The sequence below is a fragment of the Flagellimonas aequoris genome, from assembly GCF_003584165.1.
GTDB lineage: Bacteria > Bacteroidota > Bacteroidia > Flavobacteriales > Flavobacteriaceae > Flagellimonas > Flagellimonas aequoris.
In genome coordinates, this window is record NZ_QXFJ01000031.1 from 69,892 (window position 1) to 92,018 (window position 22,127).

The following is a 22,127-nucleotide window of genomic DNA, read 5'->3' on the forward strand; positions in this document are numbered from 1 at the left end:
AATTATGCTTTCCAATCGGATGGGAGGGAAGTGGTGTGTTTTTTAAGTAGGGAGCGCAGTTGATTGCTGCTTTGGAGACCACATGCCGTGGCCACAGCGCTTACTTTGGAACCTGACGTGAGCAATTGAATGGCCCTTTCCACCCGCAATCTGTCCAAATACTCACCAATGGTGATTCCAGTGGTCTTTTTGAAGAGTCGGGTAAGGTTACGGGGGCTCATATGAACCGCTTCGGCCAAGTCCTCAATATTGTTTTTCTGCTCAAGATTTTGGGCCAGTAAATCTTGAACCTGATGTATCCTTGTGTCGATATGGTTCCTGTACTGAAGAAAAACACTGAGTTGAGGGTCGTTTTCTGTCCTGCGAAGATAAATGACAACTTCCTTGGCAATCTTTGATGCAAACACTGCTCCGAACAATTCTTCCAAAAGATAAAGTGCCAAATCAATTCCTGAAGAAACCCCGGCGCTGGAATATAGGTTGCCATCATGTGTGATCAAACGGTCCGATAGCAAATGGGCCTTGGGGAACCTGGTTTTAAAATCTTCGAGATACTTCCAGTGCGTGGTACATTCTTTACCGTCCAAAAGCCCTGCCAGAGCCACAAGATATGCCCCGGTGCAGACCGAGCAGATTTTTGCATGGTTCGTATATTGATTTTTTAACCAACCAAAAAAATCGACATATTTCTCTGTAATCCCTGCATTGTAAAACAAATGTGACTCAAGTCCGGGAATAAAAAGAAGATCGTCGGGACCGAGGGTATGATCGGAAAAAAGTTCAAGGTTGCCCAAGGAAAGTCCGGCGCTTGAAAATTGCTCCAGATGGCTTTCCATGCTTAGGAAATGGGTTTCCAACGAGGCTCCATATTCCTTGGCCTCATAAAACAAATGTGCAGGACCTGCAATGTCAAGCAGTTGTACTTCTGGGGGGATTAGGAAAAAAGCGCGGTGCTTTGTGGAGGGTTTCATTCCTATTCGTAAAGTTCGTTGGTATCCGCTTGGGCAATATCCATGAAGAGTTTTGCCATTTTTGCACAAACCGCATCAAAAAACAGCTTTCCTTTCTCCGCAGTTGCTTTGGATGGATCGCCTACCCCGGTATCGGCACTGATCTTGGACCATGGCCGCTCCGTCCAGGCCCACCCTTCGGAAAAGGCTTTGATCTTGTTTTTGAATTCTTTTCCATCGCCCCAATCTTCCTTCGGCAATACCAATTCAGGAGCTAAGTGCAGGATAAGGCTGGTCTCCATTTCATCGGCATGATCACCTGGATTTTCAAAAATGTGCTTTTTTTCCACCATTTTGAACCAATTGGTCACGCAAAGGAATATGTTAGGGAAGAGCAGTCCCAATTCCCGCACCAGTGCTTCCCAATTATTGCCTCCGTGACTGTTCAATATCATGAACTTATGCACGCCCTGTCTTTCCAAAACGGTCAACACGTCCTTTAAAATGGCAAATTGGGTGCTTGGATTCAGGTTCATGTCCAAATAGATGTCCGATTGCCCTGTATTGACCCCAAAAGGAATAGTGGGCAGTATCACTACTTTGCAACCCTGTCCCCATGCCAATCGAGCTGACTCTTCCGCAATCCGGGTCGCTTCAATCACATCCGTTGCATAAGGTAGATGATAGTTATGGGCTTCTGTGGCGCCCCAAGGGAGCACTGCCAAATCAAAGGATTCGTTTTTAAGGTGCTTCCAATTGGTTTCGGCCAAAATATAGGGTCTGGGCATGGTTTCTTATGTTTAAATCAAATAAAAAAGGCTGCCAATATTGGCAGCCTTTAAATTAGGTATTTCGAAATTATCCCAAAAATGGATAACGATAATCTTCTGGGGAAACAAAGGTTTCCTTGATCAATCGGGGAGAAACCCAACGTAACAAGTTTTGTGCGGAGCCCGCTTTGTCATTGGTCCCTGATGCCCTGGCACCTCCAAAAGGTTGTTGACCTACTACGGCACCGGTGGGTTTATCGTTGATGTAGAAGTTCCCTGCACAATCCTGAAGGGCCTTGGTGGCTTCGTCAATGGCATAGCGGTCTGTGGACAGCACGGCGCCGGTCAAGGCATATTCGGAAGTACCATCGACCAACTTGAGAGTGTCGCTCCAATCCTTGTCTTCATAAATGTAGACGGTGACCACAGGTCCGAACAATTCGGTACACATGGTCTCATATTTTGGGTTGGTGGTCAAAATAACGGTAGGTTCCACAAAATACCCTACGGACTTGTCATAACCTCCCCCGGCAATAATCTCGGCATCCTTGTCAGCTTTGGCCTGGTCGATATACTTAGCCAGTTTGTTGAAAGAACCTTCATGGATCACGGCCGTAATGAAGTTACTCATATCCTCAGGGGAACCTGGTTTGTTGAAGGATGCCAAATCCGCTTTCACCAAATCCAATATTTCGTTTGCAGTGGATTTTGGAAGGTAAACACGGGAAGCGGCACTACATTTTTGTCCCTGTAACTCAAAAGCACCCCTAACAATAGCGGTGGCCACCTGTTTTGGTTTTGCTGATGGGTGGGCGATGATAAAATCCTTCCCACCGGTTTCCCCAACGATTCTTGGATAAGTTTTATAGGAATGGATATTGTTCCCGATTTGTTTCCAAAGTTCTTTGAACACATAGGTGGAGCCTGTAAAGTGCAGTCCCGCAAAATCAGGGCTGGCCAATAACGTTTCGGAAATCATGACAGGGTCTCCCATCACCATGTTGATGACCCCATCGGGAAGACCTGCTTCCTTGAACACATCCATAATGACCTTTGCGGAAAATACTTGGCTGTCACTGGGTTTCCAAACGACCACGTTGCCCATCATAGCAGCACTGGCTGGCAGGTTCCCTGCAATTGCCGTAAAGTTAAAAGGGGTGATGGCATAGATGAAGCCTTCCAACGGACGGTACTCTACACGGTTCCAAATGCCTTCTGAGGATTCGGGTTGTTCCCCATAAATCTGGGACATGAACTCCACATTGAACCTTAGGAAATCAATCAACTCGCAAGCAGCATCGATTTCCGCCTGATGGATGGTCTTGGATTGCGACATCATGGTAGCCGCATTGATCTTGGCACGGTATGGACCGGCAATCAGTTCGGCTGCTTTCAAGAATACCGCTGCACGTTGCTCCCAAGGGAGGTTGGCCCAAGCTTTCCTGGATTCCAAACAGTTGGAAATGGCCTGTTCCACATGCTTTTTATCGGCAGTGTGGTAATGGCCCACAACATGCTTGTGCTCGTGCGGAGGGGACATTGGTTTGGTGGCCCCGGTTTTGATCTCATTGCTGCCGATGTAAAGGGGCACCTCTACATTTCCGTTATAAAATTCCTTGTATTGTTTTAGTACTTCTTCGCGCTCCGGTGAACCCGGGGCATAGCTTTTTACCGGCTCATTGATGGCCGTTGGAACTTGAAAAAATCCTTTTCCCATAATCGATTAAAAATTTTAAAAAATTAGTATTACACAGTTCCTACAAAGGTACTAAAAGGAAAAGCGATTGAGAAAGGAATGGAGGTCTAGTTTATGGCAAAAGGGGCTGCAAATTTGAAAGTGGGAATCTCCACTTCAAATTCTTCGGAGGTGGTAAAGTTCACCATCTCGTAATACCCTTTCATGGCGCCAATGGGAGAGGCCAAAAGACATCCCGAACTGTAGGTATGGGACTTGCCGGGCTTGATTACCGGTTTTCGGCCGATTACCCCTTCACCATCAATGGTCTCGATATCCTTAAGGGCATCAAAAATATCCCAATGCCTTGCTACCAATTGTACGGCATCCTTGCTCAGGTTTTCAATGGTTATGGTGTAGCCAAAGGCATAGTGCATTTTGTAATTTTTGAAGAAAGTACCTTCAAAAGTGGTCTGGACGGAAACCTTAATGCCTTTTGTTACTTGAGTGAACATACGCTAGTTATAGATAAAGACACTTCCTGTAAACAGTACGAGTACGGCAAAAAATGCCAAGATCGTAAATATAGTGTTCAGAAAAATGTATTTCACAATTGTTTTAAATACTCCTTGTCCATAAAACTTTTTCATCGCCATGAACAGATAAACACTGAAAATGGTCACAAAAAGCCATGCGGTGCTGATGTTGAAAATCGTGTCCAAGATCAAGCTAAGGATGAGCAAGATAAACAAGAGGGACTGATTGTGGAAACTAAAAATAAGATGATCGGTGTAGGTATATTTTTTTCTGATGTACACCAGCCAAATGAAGATGGTGAACAATGGCATAAAGAAGAATATCACGAAGGGTAGCTTGGAAATTGTCGACTTTATGAATGCACTTGGTCGTTGTATAATGGTCAAAAAATTGTTAGATGCATTGAAGGCCATTTTGTTGGACATGGTTCCCTCGATGTTATATTTTTCACTGGCCTGTTCAAAGGAGAAAAGGGTGTCTTTCTTGATCATTTGGACAAAAAAATCGACTTTGTCGGAGAACCCGTCCATCCCCGACTTTTTGTTGATACTGTCAAAGTAGATCTTTGGGTTGGCCGCCATCAGGGAATCCTTGTTCACCTTGGGTTTTTGGTCTTTTAAATGGGTAAGGGAGTCCAACATGCTCAATGATTGGGCTATTTCGGGGTCGGCATTTCGTATGGAATCGAATTTTTTGAGGCCAAGGGCCAATCCGGGATTCTTCTTATCGATGGAATCCAGGGATTGCAATACCTCCTCGGCTTGCTGCTTCATCTTCAAACTATCCACTTGTATGTCTCCGGACTTGATGTTGTACGAAACAGGACCTCCTGCCGTAATATTGCCATCAAAAGATTTGGCGGCCTTATCCAAATCTGAAAATTGGTTGTTGAAGGTGAACATCAAAAAGTAAACAAAGGCCAAGCTCAACAAAAACCGGAACGGATTGGTATAGGAAACCCTTTTGCCATTAATGTAGTCCTTGGTGATGGCCCCAGGACGCAGTATCAGTGCCGACAAGGTCTTTAAAAGTTTGGAGTCATAGTTCATGACACTGGAAAGGAATTCATCGAGAAAATCCTTAAGTGTCAATTTTTTGGTGCTGTTGGCCTGTGAACAGTTGGGACAGTATTTATCACTGATGTCCAACGGATGGCCGCAGTTCAAACATGTAACGCCCCTAAATTGAAGTTGATAACGGCCCTTACTGACCAAGCCATCTTTTTTCCCCATAACCTTCCCAGGATTTGGGCCTAAATATAATCAATTGCTGATAGTTCTGGAATTCACGGAGCCTATACCTATTATACTATCATATAGGTCGCCAAAATCCCGATAGTATACCAAGATCAGGTAATTGTTTTCGGTAAAGTGAAAATTACCACTCACGAAGTTGGGTTCTATGTCGCCATTGTCCCTTTCCACCACATATTTGTAGTTGTAGAATCCTTGTTTCATCAATAAGGTGACTTCGAACATTCCACTGTCAGGGTTAAAGGTCATCCTATTTTCATCCGTGAGGGCGTAGTTGTTGAACTTGCCGACCACATACACTTGATCCAGTCCAATGAGGTTGGAGTAGGGAAGCTTAAAATGCACTTTGGAATATTCGGCCTCACGGGACACATCGTCCCCTTGGAGGGTACGCACTACAAAATCCCCATTGATGTCAGGGAAATACGTATAAGGCTTATCAAACCGATATTCACTGGGAAACAGATAATGGTTATAGACCTGTCCCATTTCAATCCGGGAAATGGCAAAAGTGGGCGAACGCAGGTCTTTGGTGTCAAAATTCAAAAACTCGTTGCCTCCAAAAAAACTGGTTTCCTTGTCATATTTGTATACCAGTTCGGTGCCAATGGTAAATTGTGGTTTGATATTATACAAGGCCGTAGGCCAAAAATAATTTTGAAGGATGGCCACCTTTACCTCATTTTTCGGGTTCACCACAGGAAAACCATTGGTGTTGATGGAAAATTGGACCACCTGCTTTTCGTTGAGGTAGTTAAAGTCACGGGAGCGCTTTACCACACCGCCCACGGTAACGGCATCACGGTACACCACAAACCTTCTGGAGAATTGGATCTCTCCGTAACTATTATAAATTTCCAGGACATAGTTGCCGCTCACCTTGAGTCGAACATTATCGTTGGGGATTGTCAAGCGGTAGTTGGAATAAGGCTGTAGGGTGGTATAGCTGTTCTCATAATCGATGATGCGTTGGTTGTCCGCCCCGGACAGGTATTGTGATTTCAATAATTGCGATGGGGTCCAGTCATAGTTGCAATGCACTATCTTATAATAGTAATCCTGTTCCTTGGCGGTAATGTCATCAAACTCCAGGGTCATGCTTTCACCCAGGAGCACCACCGGAAATTGGTCTTCCGTTGGTCCCTTAAAAATGATGGTCTTGATGTTTTCTGGAGGGTTCACCTCTTCCTGTACCTGTGCAATGGCACTTGCGGTCAAAAAGCACAGGAACAAATGTTTGATCAAATTACACATTTAGGGCATTTGTTTTGGGTAAAGGTAAACAAAAAGTGTGCCTAGCGAATTTAGGTCGATATAATCCCAATTTTATGGATAATAATTATGAAAAGAATCCTTTAAGTACTAAATTTGCCAGCGATTTTGATAACAAAAGGTCTACAACAATATGTCTAAAGACATCCGGATTAGAAAGGGGTTGAACATCAACCTCGTCGGGGCAGCAGAACAGACTACTTCCAAAGCCGTTACCAGTAACGTGTATGCCCTGAACCTAGATGATTTCCATGGAATCACTCCAAAAATGTTGATGAAACAAGGAGAAGAGGTAAAAGCGGGAGAACCCCTCTTTTACAACAAGAACAAAGAGCAAATGCACTTTGTATCCCCTGTGAGCGGTGAGCTTGTGGAAATTGTAAGAGGGGCAAGGAGAAAAATTCTGAGCCTAAAGATCCTTGCGGATAAAACGCAGGATTACATGATCAATAAAGTGCCGGATTTGGACACAGCGGACGGTGCTGCCATAAAAAACTACCTTCTGCACAGCGGTGGGTGGCCTTTTATCAAACAGCGGCCTTATGATGTGATCGCCAATCCCGATGCCACACCGAAGGCCATTTTTATTTCAGCATATGCCACTGCGCCTTTGGCCGCGGATGTGGATTATGTGTTAAAAGGCAAGGAGCAGGAATTGCAGGCGGCCATTACCGCTTTGGGTAAAATGACCCCTGGTAAGATCCATGTTTCCATTGGAAGTTCAGGCCGATCTCCTTTCGCCGATTTGAAGGGAATTGAACTGCACAAGGTTTCAGGACCACACCCAGCAGGTTTGGTAGGAACGCAGATCAATAAGATCGATCCCGTGAACAAGGGTGAAGTCGTTTGGACCATTTCTCCACAGGATATGGTCATTTTGGGCGAATTGTTGCTTACCGGTAAGTTCAATGCCGAAAGGACCATTGCTTTGGCAGGTTCCGTGATCAAAGCGCCGAAATATTATACCACCAAGATCGGTGCTGAAATATCTACCTTCCTGTACGCCAGTGGTGTGAGCGAGGACAGGTTCCGATTGATCAATGGCGACGTGCTTACAGGTTCCAAGACCAGTACCGAGGGCTATCTTGGTTTTTACAATAATACGGTTACGGCTATTCCAGAAGGGGACGATTATGAGTTTTTTGGATGGAACAAACCCGTTTTCAATAAAATTTCTACTACTAGAGCGTTGACCTTCTCTTGGCTTCAACCAAAGAAGAAGTACGATTTGGACACCAATACCAATGGTGAGCACAGGGCTTTTGTGGTAACAGGTCAGTATGAAGAGGTATTCCCCATGGATATTTACCCACTTCAATTGCTCAAGGCTTGTATGGTGAAAGATTTGGACGAGATGGAACAATTGGGTCTCTATGAAGTGGCCCCTGAAGATTTCTCGTTGACGGAATTCATATGCATTTCAAAACAACCACACCAACAGATCATCAGGGATGGATTGGATCTGTTGCAAAAAGAACTTGGATAATATGGGCATGAAAGAAAAATTACATCAGTTAAAACAAAAGTATGAGGGCAAAAAAATGGCTCCCGCCTTTAATGCACTCCATACCTTTCTTTATACGCCGAACGAAACTACACATTCAGGGGCACACGTTCGCGGTGCGGACGACCTGAAGCGAACGATGAACACCGTGATCCTGGCGTTGGTGCCGTGTTTGATCTTCGGTATGTTCAACGCTGGTTATCAGCAATATTCCGCCATCAACGGATTTCCGGAAAACTTTTCCCTTTTTGATGATTTCTTGACTTGGAGCAATTTCTTGGTGGGACTTACCACCATTTTACCTTTGGTGATCGTATCCTACGGTATCGGTCTGGGTATCGAGTTTTTGTTCGCCGTGATCAAAGGTCACGAAGTGGAAGAAGGATATTTGGTGACCGGTATGTTGGTGCCATTGATCATTCCTGTGGATACACCACTCTGGATGTTGGCCATTGCCGTAGCATTCGGTGTGATCATTGGTAAAGAAGTGTTCGGGGGTACGGGGATGAATATCCTTAACCCTGCATTGACCATTCGTGCCTTTTTGTTCTTCGCCTACCCAACTTGGATGAGCGGTGACAAAGTTTGGGTGCACGGGGCCAAAGCTGGACTTACCCAAGCGGGTTCTACCGATGCCATTTCAGGGGAGACTGTATTGGGAGCCTTGGCACAAGGGAGTTCGCATCTTTCCTTTTCTGTTTCGGATATGTTCTATGGATTTATTCCCGGATCGGTTGGTGAGACTTCAAAAATCCTGATTTTGTTGGGAGCTTTGTTCCTGATTTTCTCCAAGATTGCCTCGTGGAGGATCATTGTGAGCGGGGTCTTGGGTTCCTTGGCAATGGGATTGATTTTTAACGGCATTGTGGATGCAGGCTGGTTGCCAACCTATAGCAAATTCTACACTTTGATGAGCTTCCCTTACTGGCAACATTTGTTGGTAGGTGGACTGGCTTTCGGTATCGTCTTCATGGCGACGGATCCTGTTACGGGGTCACAGACCAATAGGGGTAAATGGATCTATGGATTCTTGATCGGTTTCATGTCGGTCATGATCCGTGTGTTCAACCCAGGGTATCCAGAAGGAGTGTTCTTGGCGATCCTGTTGATGAACGTGTTTGCACCGACCATAGACCATTATGTGGTAAGGGGTAACATTAAGAAGAGATTGAGACGATTTAAGACGGCCACCATTTATCCCAAAGCTTCAGATGAGGTGGATTCATTAAAAACGGAAACAGCATAAGCATTATGGCATTGAATACTGAAAAAAATAGCTACACTGTAATCTTCGCCGCCCTTATGGTGGTTGTGGTAGGTTCCTTGTTGGCATTTGTGGCATCGGGGCTTAAACCAAAGATCCATGAGAATGAACGCTTCGAAAAGCAGCAGAACATTCTCTATGCGATGGGAGTCAACGATAATGAAGGAGAAGGTGATGTAACTTTTATTCCCACATCATCCGTGGAAGCAGATTTCTCCAAATACATTGTAAAACAAATGGTTCTTGATGGTTCAACGGCTGTTGAGAAAGAGAACGCTTATTTGATCGATGTTTCCAAAGAGATAGCAAAGGCGAAAAATGGTGAAAAAGCTGAACTTCCCCTACTGATAGGTGAAAAGGACGGCAAGACATTCTACATCATTCCTTTGTACGGAAGAGGACTCTGGGATGCCATTTGGGGATACATTTCGTTGGACGACCATATGGTGGTGCAAGGAGTATACTTCGATCACAGGGGAGAAACACCAGGGCTAGGGGCCAACATCAAACAACGATTCTTCATGGATGATTTTACTGGAGAATCCATCATGTCTGGAAACAGCTTTGAAGGCATAACCGTTGCCAAAGGAAACGGAGATCCCTTGAACACCGACAAGGAGGACAACCAAGTGGACGCCCTTGCCGGAGCTACCATTACCGGTAACGGGGTGACAGCGATGATCAAGGACTGCATCAAACTGTACAAACCTTATTTACAAACCATAAGAACAAAATAATATGGCACTACTATCAAAAAAAGATTCAAAACTGGTGCTGGATCCCTTGGCGGACAACAACCCGATCACCATTCAGGTGTTGGGTATCTGTTCTGCCCTTGCGATTACCGCTGAGCTTAAGGCTGCCGTGGTAATGGCTCTTTCAGTATTGTTTGTACTAAGTATGGGTAACGTGGCGATTTCCTTGTTGAGGAACATCATCCCGTCCAAGATCAGGATCATTGTGCAATTGGTGGTCGTGGCCGCCCTGGTTATCATTGTAGATCAAGTGCTAAAGGCCTTTGCCTACGAATTGAGCAAGACTTTATCGGTTTTTGTGGGATTGATCATCACCAACTGTATCATCATGGGACGTTTTGAGGCCTTTGCTTTGGGCAATGGTCCTAAGAAAGCCTTTTTGGATGGTATCGGTAATGCCTTGGGATACGGTATTATTTTGGTAATCGTAGGATTCTTCAGGGAACTTTTGGGTTCTGGAACCTTGTTCGGATTCAAGGTTTTGGGAGATCCCGTTACCAAGACAGGATTGTATTCCATTGGATACGAAAACAATGGATTTATGATCATACCACCAGCAGCATTGATCGTGTTGGGTATCATTATTTGGGTACAACGCTCCAAAAACAGGGCATTAATAGAAGAAGCTTAAGGATATGTTAGAGCATTTAGAACTTTTTTTCAAGTCGATTTTTATAGACAACATGGTGTTTGCCACCTTTTTGGGGATGTGTTCCTATTTGGCCGTATCCAAAAAAGTGTCTACCGCCGTGGGTCTTGGCGCAGCCGTGATCTTTGTATTGGCGGTTACAGTGCCCATGAACTGGTTGTTGGACAAATATTTGTTGAAGGATGGGGCCTTGGCCTGGATGGGTCCGGAGTATGCTGACTATGACCTTAGCTTCCTATCGTTCATCATGTTTATCGCGACGATAGCTACCATGGTGCAATTGGTAGAGATTGTGGTGGAGAAATTCTCCCCATCACTATATAACTCTTTGGGTATCTTTTTGCCCTTGATAGCGGTAAACTGTGCCATTTTGGGTGGATCATTGTTCATGCAAACGCGTGACATCCCTAACATTGGATTGGCCTTTAACTATGGAATTTCTTCCGGTATTGGATGGTTCTTGGCGATTTTGGCCATTGCCGCCATTCGTGAGAAAATCAGATATTCCAATGTTCCCGCTCCCTTGCGTGGATTGGGTATTACCTTCATCATTACAGGATTGATGGGTATCGGTTTCCAGAGTTTTGGTGGAATGCTGACTGGTGACAATGAGCCGCCAGAAGAGGCCCAAACCACTACTGTGAAAGCCGAAAAAGAAAAAGAAATCAAGAAAGAGATTGAGGATAAGGAAAAAGCAGTCTCTTATAACGAAGCCATAAACAAATAAAGATGATAATAGCCGCAAGTACCGGAGGTACTATTCTGATTACCGTTGTAGCATTTCTTATTTTGTTGCTGTTGTTGGTGGCCGTTTTGTTGTTCACCAAAGAAAAGCTATCCCCATCTGGTCCGGTGACCATCACCATCAATGGTGAAAAGAAAGTAGAAGTGGCATCGGGAGGTTCCTTGTTGTCCACCTTGGGTAACCAAAAAATATTCTTGCCATCCGCTTGTGGTGGCGGTGGAACCTGTATCCAATGTGAGTGTCATGTCCTTTCTGGAGGTGGTGAGGCATTGCCGACAGAAACCCCACACTTTTCCAAAAAGGAATTGCAGCACGGTGCCCGTTTGGCCTGCCAGGTGAAAGTAAAACAGGATATGGAAATCACCATTCCTGAAGAAGTGTTCGGTATCAAAAAATGGAATGCCAAAGTGGTTCGTAACTACAACGTGGCCTCTTTCATCAAAGAGTTTGTTGTTGAGATTCCGGAAGATATGAACTACAAGGCAGGTGGGTATATCCAGATTGAGATTCCACCTTGTGAAGTGAAATATTCCGATATCGATATTACCGCACACCCTGAGGAGCATGAAACGCCGGATAAGTTCCAAGCGGAATGGGACAAGTTCAATTTGTGGCCATTGGTCATGAAAAACCCAGAAACTGTGGAGCGTGCCTATTCCATGGCCTCTTATCCTGCTGAAGGACGCGAGATTATGTTGAACGTTCGTATTGCCACACCACCATGGGATCGTGCCAAAAATGGTTGGATGAATGTGAACCCGGGTATTGCCTCATCTTACATTTTTAGCTTGAAAAAAGGAGACCCTGTGGTTATTTCTGGTCCGTTTGGTGAGTTCTTCATCAATGAGTCCGAGGCAGAAATGCTTTATGTAGGTGGTGGAGCCGGTATGGCACCGATGCGTTCGCACTTGTACCACTTGTTCAAAACCTTGAAGACGAATCGTAAGGTAAGCTATTGGTATGGTGGACGTTCCAAAAGGGAGTTGTTCTATCTTGACCACTTTAAGCAATTGGAGAAAGAATTCCCTAACTTCAAGTTCTATTTGGCCCTTTCTGAACCACTTCCAGAAGATAACTGGAAAGTGAAAAAGGACATCAATGATGAATCAGGTGACGGTTTCGTTGGATTCATCCACAACTGTGTGATCGATAACTATTTGAGCCTTCACGATTCCCCAGAGGATATTGAATTGTACTTCTGTGGACCACCTTTGATGAACAAGGCCGTTGAGAAAATGGGTCAGGATTTTGGTATTCCAGATGAGAATATCCGATTCGATGACTTTGGAGGATAATTTAGAGTAAATCATCACCTCAAGCTGAAATCCTGAGAATATCGAAGGAACCATCGAGAGGTATTTATAAAACCAACCGATGCCCAGGCATCGGTTTTTTTGTATCAAATGGGAAGACCGTTAACAGAACAGGAATTGCATAATTTGGCCATGAATATTGTGGGCCGTGAGCTCGAGGCCGATGGTTTTGAATTTATGGCCATCAACAGCAAGCTGAAAAAGAATCCCCAGTACGTTTGCTTGAAGGAGAAAGTGCTTCACTTTATCGTAGTGCGGAACATCGAGTTCCCCAACGATCCGAGGGATTACGATGAAGAGCTGATGCAAAAGGTGAAGGACCATGCGGAAAAGTTTGAGGCCAGGACCTTTTTTGCCGGAGTGGGACTTTCCAATGCGGCGGATAGGGACTTGCCTGTCCATTTGGATGAAGAGTACATTGTGGAATACCAAGGTTTAATTGAGATTTAGATGTTGAAAAGAGCACTTTTATTTGTTGTTGGAATCATGCTTTTGGGTTGTGGACCCAAAACTTGGGTGAAGAACCAGAACTGGGGCAATGCCTTGGGTACTACCTATTCCATTATTTATTTGGCCGATGAGGAGTTGGATTATCAACAGGAAATCGATTCGGTTTTTCAGGTGTTGAACCAATCCATGTCCACCTATATTCCTACTTCGGATATTTCTAAGATCAACGAAGGGGACTCGACCATTGTGGTGGATGACATGTTCAAGGAAGTTTTTGACATCTCCACCCAGGTCCATGAGGCATCAAACGGCTATTTTGACCCCACCATTGGCGTTTTGGCCAACGCATGGGGGTTTGGGCCCGGAAAACAAATTGCGCTCGATAGCCTCAAGGTAGATAGCCTTTTGGGATATGTGGGATGGGACAAAGTGAAGTTCAACAAGGATCACACCATTACCAAGGCGCATCCGGCCATTCGGTTCGATTTTAATGCGGTGGCCAAGGGCTATGCCATTGATCGCCTTGGAGCTCTATTGGATGCTAAGGGCATCGACAATTATTTAGTGGAAGTTGGGGGAGAGGTGTTGGCCAAAGGGACCAACTTGGTATCCGGCAAGGAATGGACCGTGGGTATCGATGATCCCCAAGTGGAAACCGGTAGGCAATTAAAGCGCATCGTAACGTTGAAAGATGAGGCCATGGCGTCATCGGGTAATTATAGGAAGTTTAGGGTAGACCCTGAAACGGGTGAAAAATACGTGCATACCATAGATCCCAAAACAGGATATACCAAAAATTCCAATGTGCTGGCAAGTAGCGTGGTGGCCAAGACCTGTGCGGTGGCAGATGCCTTTGCCACATCTTTTATGGCCATGGATCTTGAAAAATCCAAGGTAATTTTAAAAGACCATGATGAATTGGAGGCTTATATCATTTATTTGGACAAAGACGGAAAGACGCAGGAGTTTTTTACCCCTGGTTTTGAAGCTTTGGTAAAACAGTGATTATTTCCTGACCAGTGGAATGACCTCTCCCTTCGCTAATCGGTACCGTTCCACTTCTTCCTTTGGAAGAACAGTAGTGTAATCCACTTCTTCAACCGTGAAACCAATAGAACGTAGCTTGTTAAAATAATCCCTTCCATATATGCGGACATGGTCGTACTGCCCAAAGATTTTGGCTCGTTCCTTTTTATCGGTGATAGAATCGTCCTCGAAGGTTTTTTCGCGTTTCAAATCTTGCGGAATCTGAAAAATGCCCCAGCCGCCAGGTTTCATCACACGATGCAATTCCTGCATGGCCTTGGTGTCATTTGGGATGTGCTCCAGAACATGGTTGCAGAGAATCACATCAAAAGAATTATCATCAAAGGGAAGGTTGCAAATATCCGCTTTCACATCAGCTAAGGGAGAGTTTAAATCGGTGGTGGTGTATCCCAAGTTTTTCAACTTCTTGAACCTTTTGTAAAACGCTTGTTCGGGTGCAAAATGGAGTAGTTTGTGGGGGGCAGCGAATAAGTCTGTTTCCTTTTGGAGATAAAGCCAAAGCAAACGATGGCGCTCTAAGGAAAGGGTAGAGGGTGAGAGCACATTTTCCCTTGGATTTTCATAGCCATACGGAAGAAAACTCCTAAAACTTTTACCATCAATGGGATCGGTGAAGTTTTTTCCCTTTAGGGAAAGGGCAATCAACGGTCGTACCCAATAACTCAGTCTAATAAGTAGCGGTCTTGGGATGAGATTTAGGATGTATTTAAAAACTTTTGACACGAATTACACTAATTTACACGAATGGCTTAAAGTAAAACTCTCTTATAATTAAGTTGGCCCTCGCCAAAATTCACGATCAACCCCAACTTCATTTTGGACGCCGCCAGATAATTTAAGGTTTGCTTGATATGGCCATTGGATATTTTTTCGACTGCCTTTAATTCCAGAATGATTTTGTCATCCACTATAAAATCTGCATAATATTGATGCTTCAGCGTGTTACCTTTATAATCAATATTGAATTTTACTTCTCTTTGAAATGGGACCCCATTGGACTTTAGTTCAATTTCAAGGGCATCGCCATAAACAGCTTCACTGAATCCTTTACCAAGTTCATTGTGGACATCCATGCATAAACCGATGACAAAGTAGGACTCATGTTTATAAATGATTTGGGACATTTATTTGAGTAAATGGTGAAATTCGTGTCAATATACAAATTGAAGAATTCTATAGCACCAATTTCTTTGCCCTAAACTCGTCTTCCTCGTCACTGGTGATTCCCAATGCTTCGTAAATATACTGGAAGGTGGAAAGCAGTTCCGGTTTACCATCCACTAGGGCTACGTCGTGTTCAAAGTGCGCACTTGGTTGGCCATCGGCGGTCAAAATGGTCCAACCATCCTTCAATTGTTTGATACGTTTGGTTCCCATATTGATCATCGGCTCTATGGCAACCACCATACCATTGACAAACTTTTTGCCTCTGCCTCTTTTGCCATAGTTGGGCATTTGGGGGTCTTCATGCAATTCCCTTCCCAATCCATGACCTACCAGTTCACGTACCACACCGTAGCCATGATCCTCACAGTATTTTTGGATGGCATAGCCTACATCGCCTACACGGTTTCCTTCTTTAAATTCACGGATGCCAATATAGAGGGACTCCTTAGTGACTTTTAGCAGCTTTTTGGTTTCTTCAGCTACCTCGCCCACTTGAAAGGTATAGGCATGATCTCCGTGGAAGCCATTTTTAACGGCTCCGCAGTCCACGGAAACGATATCACCTTCTTTTAGCGGCTCGTTATTGGGAATGCCATGTACCACTTGGGCATTGGGGCTCCAGTTTAGGGTATTCGGAAAATCGTACATGCCCAAAAAACCGGGTATGGCGCCTTGCGAGCGGATAAATTCCTCCGCCATTTTATCCAATTTCAAGGGATTGGCCCCTGGTTTTATCTCTTTGGCCAACATGCCCAAGGTTCTGGATACCACTAGGGCACTTTCGCGCATCAATTCAATTTCCTCAGCTGTCTTTACTTGAATCATAGCCGCAAAGATAAATTGAATCTATGGATTATGAGGTATGTTTGCCTAAACCAAGGGTTTTTGAGTCATTAAGGCGGGTTGTGGAACTCCCATCATTTTTAGAATGGTAGGGGCAATATCTCCCAAAACGCCACTTTTCACTTCTTTGATGTCGTGGTCCACAATGATCAGCGGCACCGGATTCGTGGTATGGGCAGTGTTGGGACTTCCATCAGGGTTGATCATAGTGTCGCAGTTACCATGATCTGCTATCACAATGGTGGAATACCCATTCTCCAAACCGGCAGTGATGACCTCCTTGGCGCATTGGTCCACCGTTTCACAGGCCTTGATAGCGGCTTCCATAACACCGGTATGGCCCACCATATCAGGATTGGCGAAATTGAGACATACAAAATCGGTTTCTCCTTTTTTAAGCTCTGGAATGATGGCATTGCGGATATCATAGGCACTCATTTCCGGTTGTAGGTCATAGGTGGCCACCTTTGGTGAGGGACACAGGATGCGTTGTTCTCCCTCAAAAGGCTCTTCTCGGCCTCCATTGAAGAAAAAGGTAACGTGTGGATATTTTTCGGTTTCGGCAATCCGAATCTGTTTCTTTCCGTTTTTGGCGAGGGTCTCGCCCAATGTATCCTTGATGTTGTCCTTGTCATAGATGACCTTGATGCCCTTGAAAGATTCATCGTAATTGGTCATGGTAACATAGTACAGGTTCATTTTATGCATGTTCTGCTCGTGAAAATCCCGCTGGCTCAAGGCTTGGGTAAGTTCTCGGCCACGATCTGTCCTAAAATTGAAAAAGATGACCACGTCGCCTTCTTTGATCTGTGCCAAGGGCTCACCTGCAGCATCCGTCAGGACCAAGGGTTTTACGAACTCGTCGGTAACCCCATCGTCGTAACTTTTTTGCATGGCAGCACCGATATCCTGTATTTTTTCACCTTCGGTATTCACCATCACATCGTAGGCAAGTTTTACGCGCTCCCAACGTTTGTCTCGGTCCATGGCATAGTACCTACCGATGACGGTAGCCAATTTGGTATTCTTATCCGAACAGAAGTTGGAAAGGTCCACCAAAAAGCCCTTGCCGCTTTTGGGATCCACATCGCGACCATCGGTAAAGGCATGTACAAAAGATTTTTGTACCCCGGCCTCATCCGCAACCTTGATCAGTGCTTTTAAATGTTCTATATGGCTATGGACACCTCCATCACTCACCAATCCTAAAAAATGTACCGGTTTATGATTGGCTTTGGCATAGTCGAGCGCATCTTTAAGAACAGGCTCGTTTTTAAGGGTATCCTCCTTTACTGCCTTGTTGATCTTGGCAAGATCTTGATAAACAATTCTTCCTGCTCCAAGGTTCATGTGCCCCACTTCACTGTTTCCCATCTGTCCTTCCGGCAGACCCACGTTCATGCCATCCGTATGTAGGTCGGCATTGGCGTATTGGGTATAGAGCGAATCGATAAATGGGGTATTGGCCTGTGCAATGGCAGAAACCTTAGGATCTGGGGATTTTCCCCATCCGTCCAAAATCATTAGGATTACCTTCTTCTTCATGATGTTAAATTCTACTCCAAAAATAAAATGATCTAGTGGGATCCCCTAGGATTTGTCTAGATTTATTATTGCGATTTTGTTAATTATTTTATGTTAAATATGAGATATTGTTAAACTTTAGTTATATAACTGTTAATCGTGTAACATCTGTCTTTTAGGGGAGTCTACTTTTATAACAAACATATTCATTAATCAAAATCAATTCATCATGAAAAAAACAATCTTGGCAGTAGCTACAGTGTGTATGCTAGCGGTATCCGGCGTTTCCGCCAACGAACTTTCTACCAGCACCAAACTGGACATGACCACGGTAACCGAAGACCTTAGTGTATTTTGCAAAGCTGTAATGCAGGGCGATGTGGAAACCGTAAAAAAATTGATTGAACTGGGAGAGGATGTCAACCAAAAATCTTTGGGCCGGGCACCTATCCATTATGCGGCACGTTACAACCGGGCCGAAGTACTCAAAGTCCTCATCGAAAATGGGGCCGACCTTAAAAAACGATGCGACAAGGGGATGACCGCTATCAAATATGCGAAAATGTCCCATGCCGATGAGGCACTGGCCGTATTGGAAGAAGCTATGAAAAAATAAAGGGGTTTATTCATCCAGAAACAAAAGGCCCGCCTATTAGGCGGGCCTTTTTGTCTCATTTACGTATTTAGTGTTCTTGCAAAAGAGTGTTTCTCAAATTAGAATTCAAAACCGGTAAAAGCCCTGTATAACAACGCGTAGAATGCCATGAACAGCATAATTGCGCAAAAAATGGAGTACCCTTTTAAAAAAAGTACCACAAAGCTAGGTTTACAATCGTCGAATGCCTCCAAGTAGAGGTGCTTAAAGTGTAATAGTGTTCCCATAATGTTCTCTCTTTTTGGATAGCACAAATGGGATTAAGAAAGGTAATGTAGACTTGGGGTTCGTTCAAAGGTAACGAAATTCAGCTAAAATCACTCTTTTCTCGATGAAAGTGTCGATTCTATCGACCTGAATATTTATGGATGGCTTCCTTGATTTTTTCTATCCGGTTTTCAGGGTCGGGGTGTGTGCTCTGGAACTCCGGCACCCGGTTGGGACCGGCCGCGGCCTTCAATATTTCCATCACCTTGATCATTTCATTGGGGTCATAGCCAGACTGGATCATGAAGAGAACGCCCAGTTCATCACTTTCAAGTTCATCCCCACGTCCATTCTTCAATAAGGTGTTCTGGCCAATACCGGCCACTACATTTCCCATATCGCCACCCACGGAGGCTCCCGTGGCCAAGGTTTGCCAAAAACTGCTCTCCGCGATACGCTCGGCGGAATGCCTGCCGATCACGTGCCCTATTTCGTGTCCCAACACCCCAGCCAATTGAGGTTCGTTGAGTTGGGAGAACAGTGCATAGGTAATAAAAACCTGTCCACCTGGTAGAGCAAAGGCATTAATGGTTTGGTCGTCCGCCAACAAATGGAATTCATACTGATAGGGAGTCTCGCGCGCCACGCTGTGTTGTACCAATCGGTTCCCTACGGCATCCACCAAGGTCTGCATGCGCTGATCCGGATACAACCCTCCGTGTTGTTGTGCCATTTCGGGCGCACTTTGCAACCCAATGGCAATCTCCTGTTCGGCCGTCATGTTGATGTTCTGTACCCTTCCGGTATAGGGATTTTCTTCTTGGTTACTGCATCGGCGGATGAAGGCAAAGGCCACAATGGCCAAACCGATCAGGATGCGGATTCTCCAACTTCCTCTTCTCATGGTGTTAGTGTTCTAGCTAGTTGAAGATACAAAAAAGGGCTATAAAAGTTCTGGGTTGATATCCAAAATATTGTCCTCAACATAGGTTTTGATAAACCCAGTGGTAAAATATTCCGTACCCAAAAATTCTTCCTTTTCAAGGAGCCTCAACACATTGAGCCTACGGTAGGCAGCCAACATGGGAATGGAAATGGGGGCATAGCTGTAGTGCCAAGGCTCGTATTTAAAACCTCTTCGTCTGGGATCATTGTTGTATACCAGATAGAACCCGAACTTTTCGGAATTTTTGTCCAACCAGAGCTTTAGGCCTTCATACGGACCGCCAGCCTCAAATTTTTCGGCCACCAACACGTCTCCCGATGATTTGGGATACCCATCAATAATATCGATATCGGTTCCCCAGTGGTGCCTACTGGTACCAGGAATGGTAGAGTACTCGATGATCTTGTCAATGGCCTCCAAGGGTTCCATGCCGTCATCCTCCGTGTATTGGATGTATTTACGTTCCCAAATAGCTTCTTGCCTATAAAAATCCCTAAAACTAGACACAATCTTGATGTCATATCCATCCGCATAGGCGGCTTTTTTCATCTCCAGGAAGGATTCATATGCCTCTTTTCTCAAATTGATGCCGTCGCCAAAAAGGTCCACATCGGCCTTGCCCATCAACTCATCCGTAGTGTAATCGGTAGTGAATGGCAACGTTATAAAAGGGGGTAGGGCGCAGGCCATACCTGAAATGGAAGTCGTTTTGATGAATGTCCTTCTCTTCATGAATCGGATTTTGGCGTTCAAGTTAAGAAGTATTTTTTAGTAAACCGGGTAGAAATTGACGGGGAACGCTTCCTGGTTTATCGATCTAAGAAAAGAAATCCAGTGTATTCCAGCCCCAGATCTTCCAAGGTCACCAGATAAAAATAAACCCCTTCAGGAAGTCCTTGGTTTTGGTTCGGGATGAAGCTTCCCGTATTGGAAATACCCCCGAACTCGTTTATATAATTGATTTTTTCGAACACCTTTTGCCCGTACCGGTTGTAAATGCTCAAATGATTGTTGGGCGATTCCTCCATGCCTTCTATAACGAGCGCATCGTTGATCCCATCGCCATTGGGACTCAAAAAATAATTGCCCAAAGTGGGATTGTTCACCGCAAAGGTATCCGTGGGCAGGGGAATGGTGCCAAAAGTGATGGCGGCATATTCACTGGGCACAAAAGTCTCCGAGGTCACAAACCCTTGGTTGATATCACCACTCACCGCGGTATTGCCGATCACTGTCCATTGGTTGGATGCCTTGCTCCAGCCCACCACTATAACGGACTCGGCTGTGGCATTGGGGACCAGGCCCAAGGCACTTCTGGTGTTCCAGCTGATGGTCACCTTGGCAGGGACATCGCTGTGCACCACCCAAAACTCGCGATCGGAAACCGTTCCGATGTTCCGTACTTTTTGCTCCACGTTGAAAGTAGTGGACAAGGATGTGGGGCTGGAAGGATTTTCAAAAAAATAGGCACAGATAGACAACGGTGCCACACTTTCAGAAGTCAAGGTCAAGGGTCTCAACATGCTACGATCACCCACGGGAAAAGCGAAAAAGTCGCGATTGTTCACAGCAGCAAAGCCAGTGACCTTGGCCGTGTCGTCCTCCCCGGTAAAAAAGCCTTGCTCCATAAAATTGAGGTACACCAACGGGTTGTCCTTTGGGCTGGCAATGTTCCCGGAAATAAAATTGAGGTTATTGCGTACGTTCAGGGTGTTCACCAATTCAATATGGTCCGAAACAAAGAGTTCCATATCCCACAAAGTGGCGGGTACGTTTCCAGAAACTTCAAGAACGTTGGTGCCATAAAACCCGACCAAGCCCTGGGTCTGGTCAAAATTGGCATCGTTGATCAAATTGGTATGTAACCCCAGATGGCCACTGTTATGCACCACCAAATTGCCCGCATTGTACAGCCCGGCTTGGGCCATGACAACAGTGGCTGACAATAGGAATGCTATGTGGAGGAGGGATTTCAAGGGTTAGTTTTGCTTTTGTTCCAAGAGCAATGCTTTAATTTTCTCCATCTCTGCTTTAAGATTATTGACCTCGCTGGTCAGTTTTTCATTATCGGATTGGAGTTTTTCTATTTTCTTTTCCTGCTCAATGGTATGAAGAAACAATTCTTCGATTTTTTCCAATTGGGCAAGTGATGATTCAGTGAGGCGATATTTCCCTGAAGCCTTAATCTCATAGGCCGATCTTATTCCGGGTAAATGATTGTTCTCTTTTACAAAAGCTTCAACCTCTTTTAGACTTTTAAAGCGATATGTATCATCAAGATTGGAAAAGCCATTGTAATATTTTTGAAATACGAAATCGGGAACAGTTAAAGTTGTACCTCCCGAAATAAAATCACCAGTTGTTGAAACATCATTAACAAAAGTTGGATTAATCTTACTGCCGTCAATTCCTGCACCTGGTTGAATATCTGCGTTGGTAATTGTGCCATCTGCAATTTTAGCGGAAGTCACCGCGTCATTTGCAATCACAGTAGCACTGGTGGGTCCGGTCACATCTCCTAGTAAATTGTCCACGGCGAAGGTCGTTCCCGTCAAGGTGAGTCCCGTTCCTGCGGAATAGGTTGTGTCGTCATCGACATCG

The 22,127-nt window shown here is 44.8% G+C and carries 23 protein-coding genes and 1 pseudogene; 9 read left to right on the forward strand and 15 right to left on the reverse strand.

Going from position 1 to position 22,127, the window contains the following annotated elements; translation table 11 throughout:
• Window positions 1-2: 2 nt before the first annotated feature.
• The 6 genes from D2U88_RS18030 to D2U88_RS18055 all read right to left on the reverse strand — a co-directional run bounded on the left by D2U88_RS18030 (window position 3) and on the right by D2U88_RS18055 (window position 6,439).
• Window positions 3-971 carry a GlxA family transcriptional regulator gene (locus D2U88_RS18030; protein WP_119641946.1) on the reverse strand — a complete coding sequence of 323 codons (969 nt, stop codon included), beginning with the start codon at window positions 969-971 and terminating at the stop codon, window positions 3-5.
• Window positions 972-973: 2 nt separating this feature from the next.
• The gene (locus D2U88_RS18035; RefSeq protein ID WP_119641947.1) at window positions 974-1,738 is read right to left on the reverse strand and encodes a creatininase family protein; all 765 of its coding nucleotides are present in this window, start codon (window positions 1,736-1,738) and stop codon (window positions 974-976) included.
• 70 nt (window positions 1,739-1,808) lie between these two features.
• On the reverse strand, window positions 1,809-3,437 hold the full coding sequence (pruA, locus tag D2U88_RS18040; RefSeq protein WP_119641948.1) for an L-glutamate gamma-semialdehyde dehydrogenase: 1,629 nt from the start codon (window positions 3,435-3,437) through the stop codon (window positions 1,809-1,811).
• Window positions 3,438-3,523: 86 nt separating this feature from the next.
• Window positions 3,524-3,910, reverse strand: coding sequence for a Co2+/Mg2+ efflux protein ApaG (gene apaG, locus D2U88_RS18045; protein WP_119641949.1), 387 nt, complete (start codon window positions 3,908-3,910; stop codon window positions 3,524-3,526).
• Window positions 3,911-3,913: 3 nt separating this feature from the next.
• Complete coding sequence (locus tag D2U88_RS18050) at window positions 3,914-5,164, reverse strand: DUF3667 domain-containing protein (RefSeq protein ID WP_119641950.1); 1,251 nt, start codon at window positions 5,162-5,164, stop codon at window positions 3,914-3,916.
• 30 nt (window positions 5,165-5,194) lie between these two features.
• Entirely contained in the window at window positions 5,195-6,439 is a 1,245-nt protein-coding gene (locus D2U88_RS18055; RefSeq protein ID WP_119641951.1) for a type IX secretion system plug protein, read from the reverse strand.
• A 151-nt stretch (window positions 6,440-6,590) separates the two neighbouring features.
• Between D2U88_RS18055 and D2U88_RS18060 the strand changes: the two genes are divergently transcribed.
• The 8 genes from D2U88_RS18060 (at window position 6,591) to D2U88_RS18095 (ending at window position 14,142) form a co-directional block, all read left to right on the forward strand.
• Window positions 6,591-7,943 carry a Na(+)-translocating NADH-quinone reductase subunit A gene (locus D2U88_RS18060; RefSeq protein WP_119641952.1) on the forward strand — a complete coding sequence of 451 codons (1,353 nt, stop codon included), beginning with the start codon at window positions 6,591-6,593 and terminating at the stop codon, window positions 7,941-7,943.
• Window position 7,944: 1 nt separating this feature from the next.
• Window positions 7,945-9,207 carry an NADH:ubiquinone reductase (Na(+)-transporting) subunit B gene (locus D2U88_RS18065; protein ID WP_119642246.1) on the forward strand — a complete coding sequence of 421 codons (1,263 nt, stop codon included), beginning with the start codon at window positions 7,945-7,947 and terminating at the stop codon, window positions 9,205-9,207.
• A 5-nt stretch (window positions 9,208-9,212) separates the two neighbouring features.
• Window positions 9,213-9,962 carry a Na(+)-translocating NADH-quinone reductase subunit C gene (locus tag D2U88_RS18070; RefSeq protein ID WP_119641953.1) on the forward strand — a complete coding sequence of 250 codons (750 nt, stop codon included), beginning with the start codon at window positions 9,213-9,215 and terminating at the stop codon, window positions 9,960-9,962.
• Window position 9,963: 1 nt separating this feature from the next.
• Window positions 9,964-10,611: an NADH:ubiquinone reductase (Na(+)-transporting) subunit D gene (locus D2U88_RS18075; protein WP_119641954.1), complete on the forward strand. Its 648-nt coding sequence runs from the start codon at window positions 9,964-9,966 to the stop codon at window positions 10,609-10,611.
• A 4-nt stretch (window positions 10,612-10,615) separates the two neighbouring features.
• Window positions 10,616-11,356 (forward strand): NADH:ubiquinone reductase (Na(+)-transporting) subunit E, encoded by a 741-nt coding sequence (gene nqrE / locus D2U88_RS18080; RefSeq protein ID WP_119641955.1) that lies wholly within the window; start codon window positions 10,616-10,618, stop codon window positions 11,354-11,356.
• A 2-nt stretch (window positions 11,357-11,358) separates the two neighbouring features.
• Complete coding sequence (gene nqrF / locus D2U88_RS18085; RefSeq protein WP_119641956.1) at window positions 11,359-12,669, forward strand: NADH:ubiquinone reductase (Na(+)-transporting) subunit F; 1,311 nt, start codon at window positions 11,359-11,361, stop codon at window positions 12,667-12,669.
• 108 nt (window positions 12,670-12,777) lie between these two features.
• Entirely contained in the window at window positions 12,778-13,137 is a 360-nt protein-coding gene (locus D2U88_RS18090) for a Na(+)-translocating NADH-quinone reductase subunit F (protein ID WP_119641957.1), read from the forward strand.
• Entirely contained in the window at window positions 13,138-14,142 is a 1,005-nt protein-coding gene (locus D2U88_RS18095; RefSeq protein ID WP_119641958.1) for an FAD:protein FMN transferase, read from the forward strand.
• On the opposite strand, the gene D2U88_RS18100 is transcribed toward D2U88_RS18095, so the two are convergent.
• From D2U88_RS18100 to gpmI, 4 genes are read right to left on the reverse strand one after another with little or no spacing between them, the layout of a single operon-like run.
• Entirely contained in the window at window positions 14,143-14,907 is a 765-nt protein-coding gene (locus tag D2U88_RS18100) for a class I SAM-dependent methyltransferase (RefSeq protein ID WP_119641959.1), read from the reverse strand.
• 26 nt (window positions 14,908-14,933) lie between these two features.
• Window positions 14,934-15,308 (reverse strand): GxxExxY protein, encoded by a 375-nt coding sequence (locus D2U88_RS18105; RefSeq protein ID WP_119641960.1) that lies wholly within the window; start codon window positions 15,306-15,308, stop codon window positions 14,934-14,936.
• A 49-nt stretch (window positions 15,309-15,357) separates the two neighbouring features.
• The gene (map, locus tag D2U88_RS18110) at window positions 15,358-16,176 is read right to left on the reverse strand and encodes a type I methionyl aminopeptidase (RefSeq protein WP_119641961.1); all 819 of its coding nucleotides are present in this window, start codon (window positions 16,174-16,176) and stop codon (window positions 15,358-15,360) included.
• A gap of 45 nt (window positions 16,177-16,221) precedes the next feature.
• Window positions 16,222-17,739 carry a 2,3-bisphosphoglycerate-independent phosphoglycerate mutase gene (gene gpmI / locus D2U88_RS18115; protein ID WP_119641962.1) on the reverse strand — a complete coding sequence of 506 codons (1,518 nt, stop codon included), beginning with the start codon at window positions 17,737-17,739 and terminating at the stop codon, window positions 16,222-16,224.
• A 208-nt stretch (window positions 17,740-17,947) separates the two neighbouring features.
• On the opposite strand from gpmI, the gene D2U88_RS18120 reads away from it, so the two are divergent.
• Window positions 17,948-18,334 (forward strand): ankyrin repeat domain-containing protein, encoded by a 387-nt coding sequence (locus tag D2U88_RS18120; protein WP_119641963.1) that lies wholly within the window; start codon window positions 17,948-17,950, stop codon window positions 18,332-18,334.
• A gap of 98 nt (window positions 18,335-18,432) precedes the next feature.
• Here D2U88_RS18120 and D2U88_RS19840 read toward each other — a convergent pair whose 3' ends face one another.
• From D2U88_RS19840 to D2U88_RS18140, 5 genes and pseudogenes are all read right to left on the reverse strand, one after another.
• Window positions 18,433-18,600, reverse strand: a complete 168-nt coding sequence (locus D2U88_RS19840) for a DUF6747 family protein (protein WP_313782580.1) — start codon at window positions 18,598-18,600, stop codon at window positions 18,433-18,435.
• Between the two features lie 119 nt (window positions 18,601-18,719).
• The gene (locus D2U88_RS18125) at window positions 18,720-19,484 is read right to left on the reverse strand and encodes a M48 family metalloprotease (RefSeq protein WP_119641964.1); all 765 of its coding nucleotides are present in this window, start codon (window positions 19,482-19,484) and stop codon (window positions 18,720-18,722) included.
• 39 nt (window positions 19,485-19,523) lie between these two features.
• On the reverse strand, window positions 19,524-20,258 hold the full coding sequence (locus D2U88_RS18130) for a M15 family metallopeptidase (protein ID WP_119642247.1): 735 nt from the start codon (window positions 20,256-20,258) through the stop codon (window positions 19,524-19,526).
• Window positions 20,259-20,335: 77 nt separating this feature from the next.
• Complete coding sequence (locus D2U88_RS18135; protein WP_119641965.1) at window positions 20,336-21,502, reverse strand: gliding motility-associated C-terminal domain-containing protein; 1,167 nt, start codon at window positions 21,500-21,502, stop codon at window positions 20,336-20,338.
• A 3-nt stretch (window positions 21,503-21,505) separates the two neighbouring features.
• A pseudogene (locus D2U88_RS18140) lies at window positions 21,506-22,127 on the reverse strand (hypothetical protein); the annotation flags it as partial.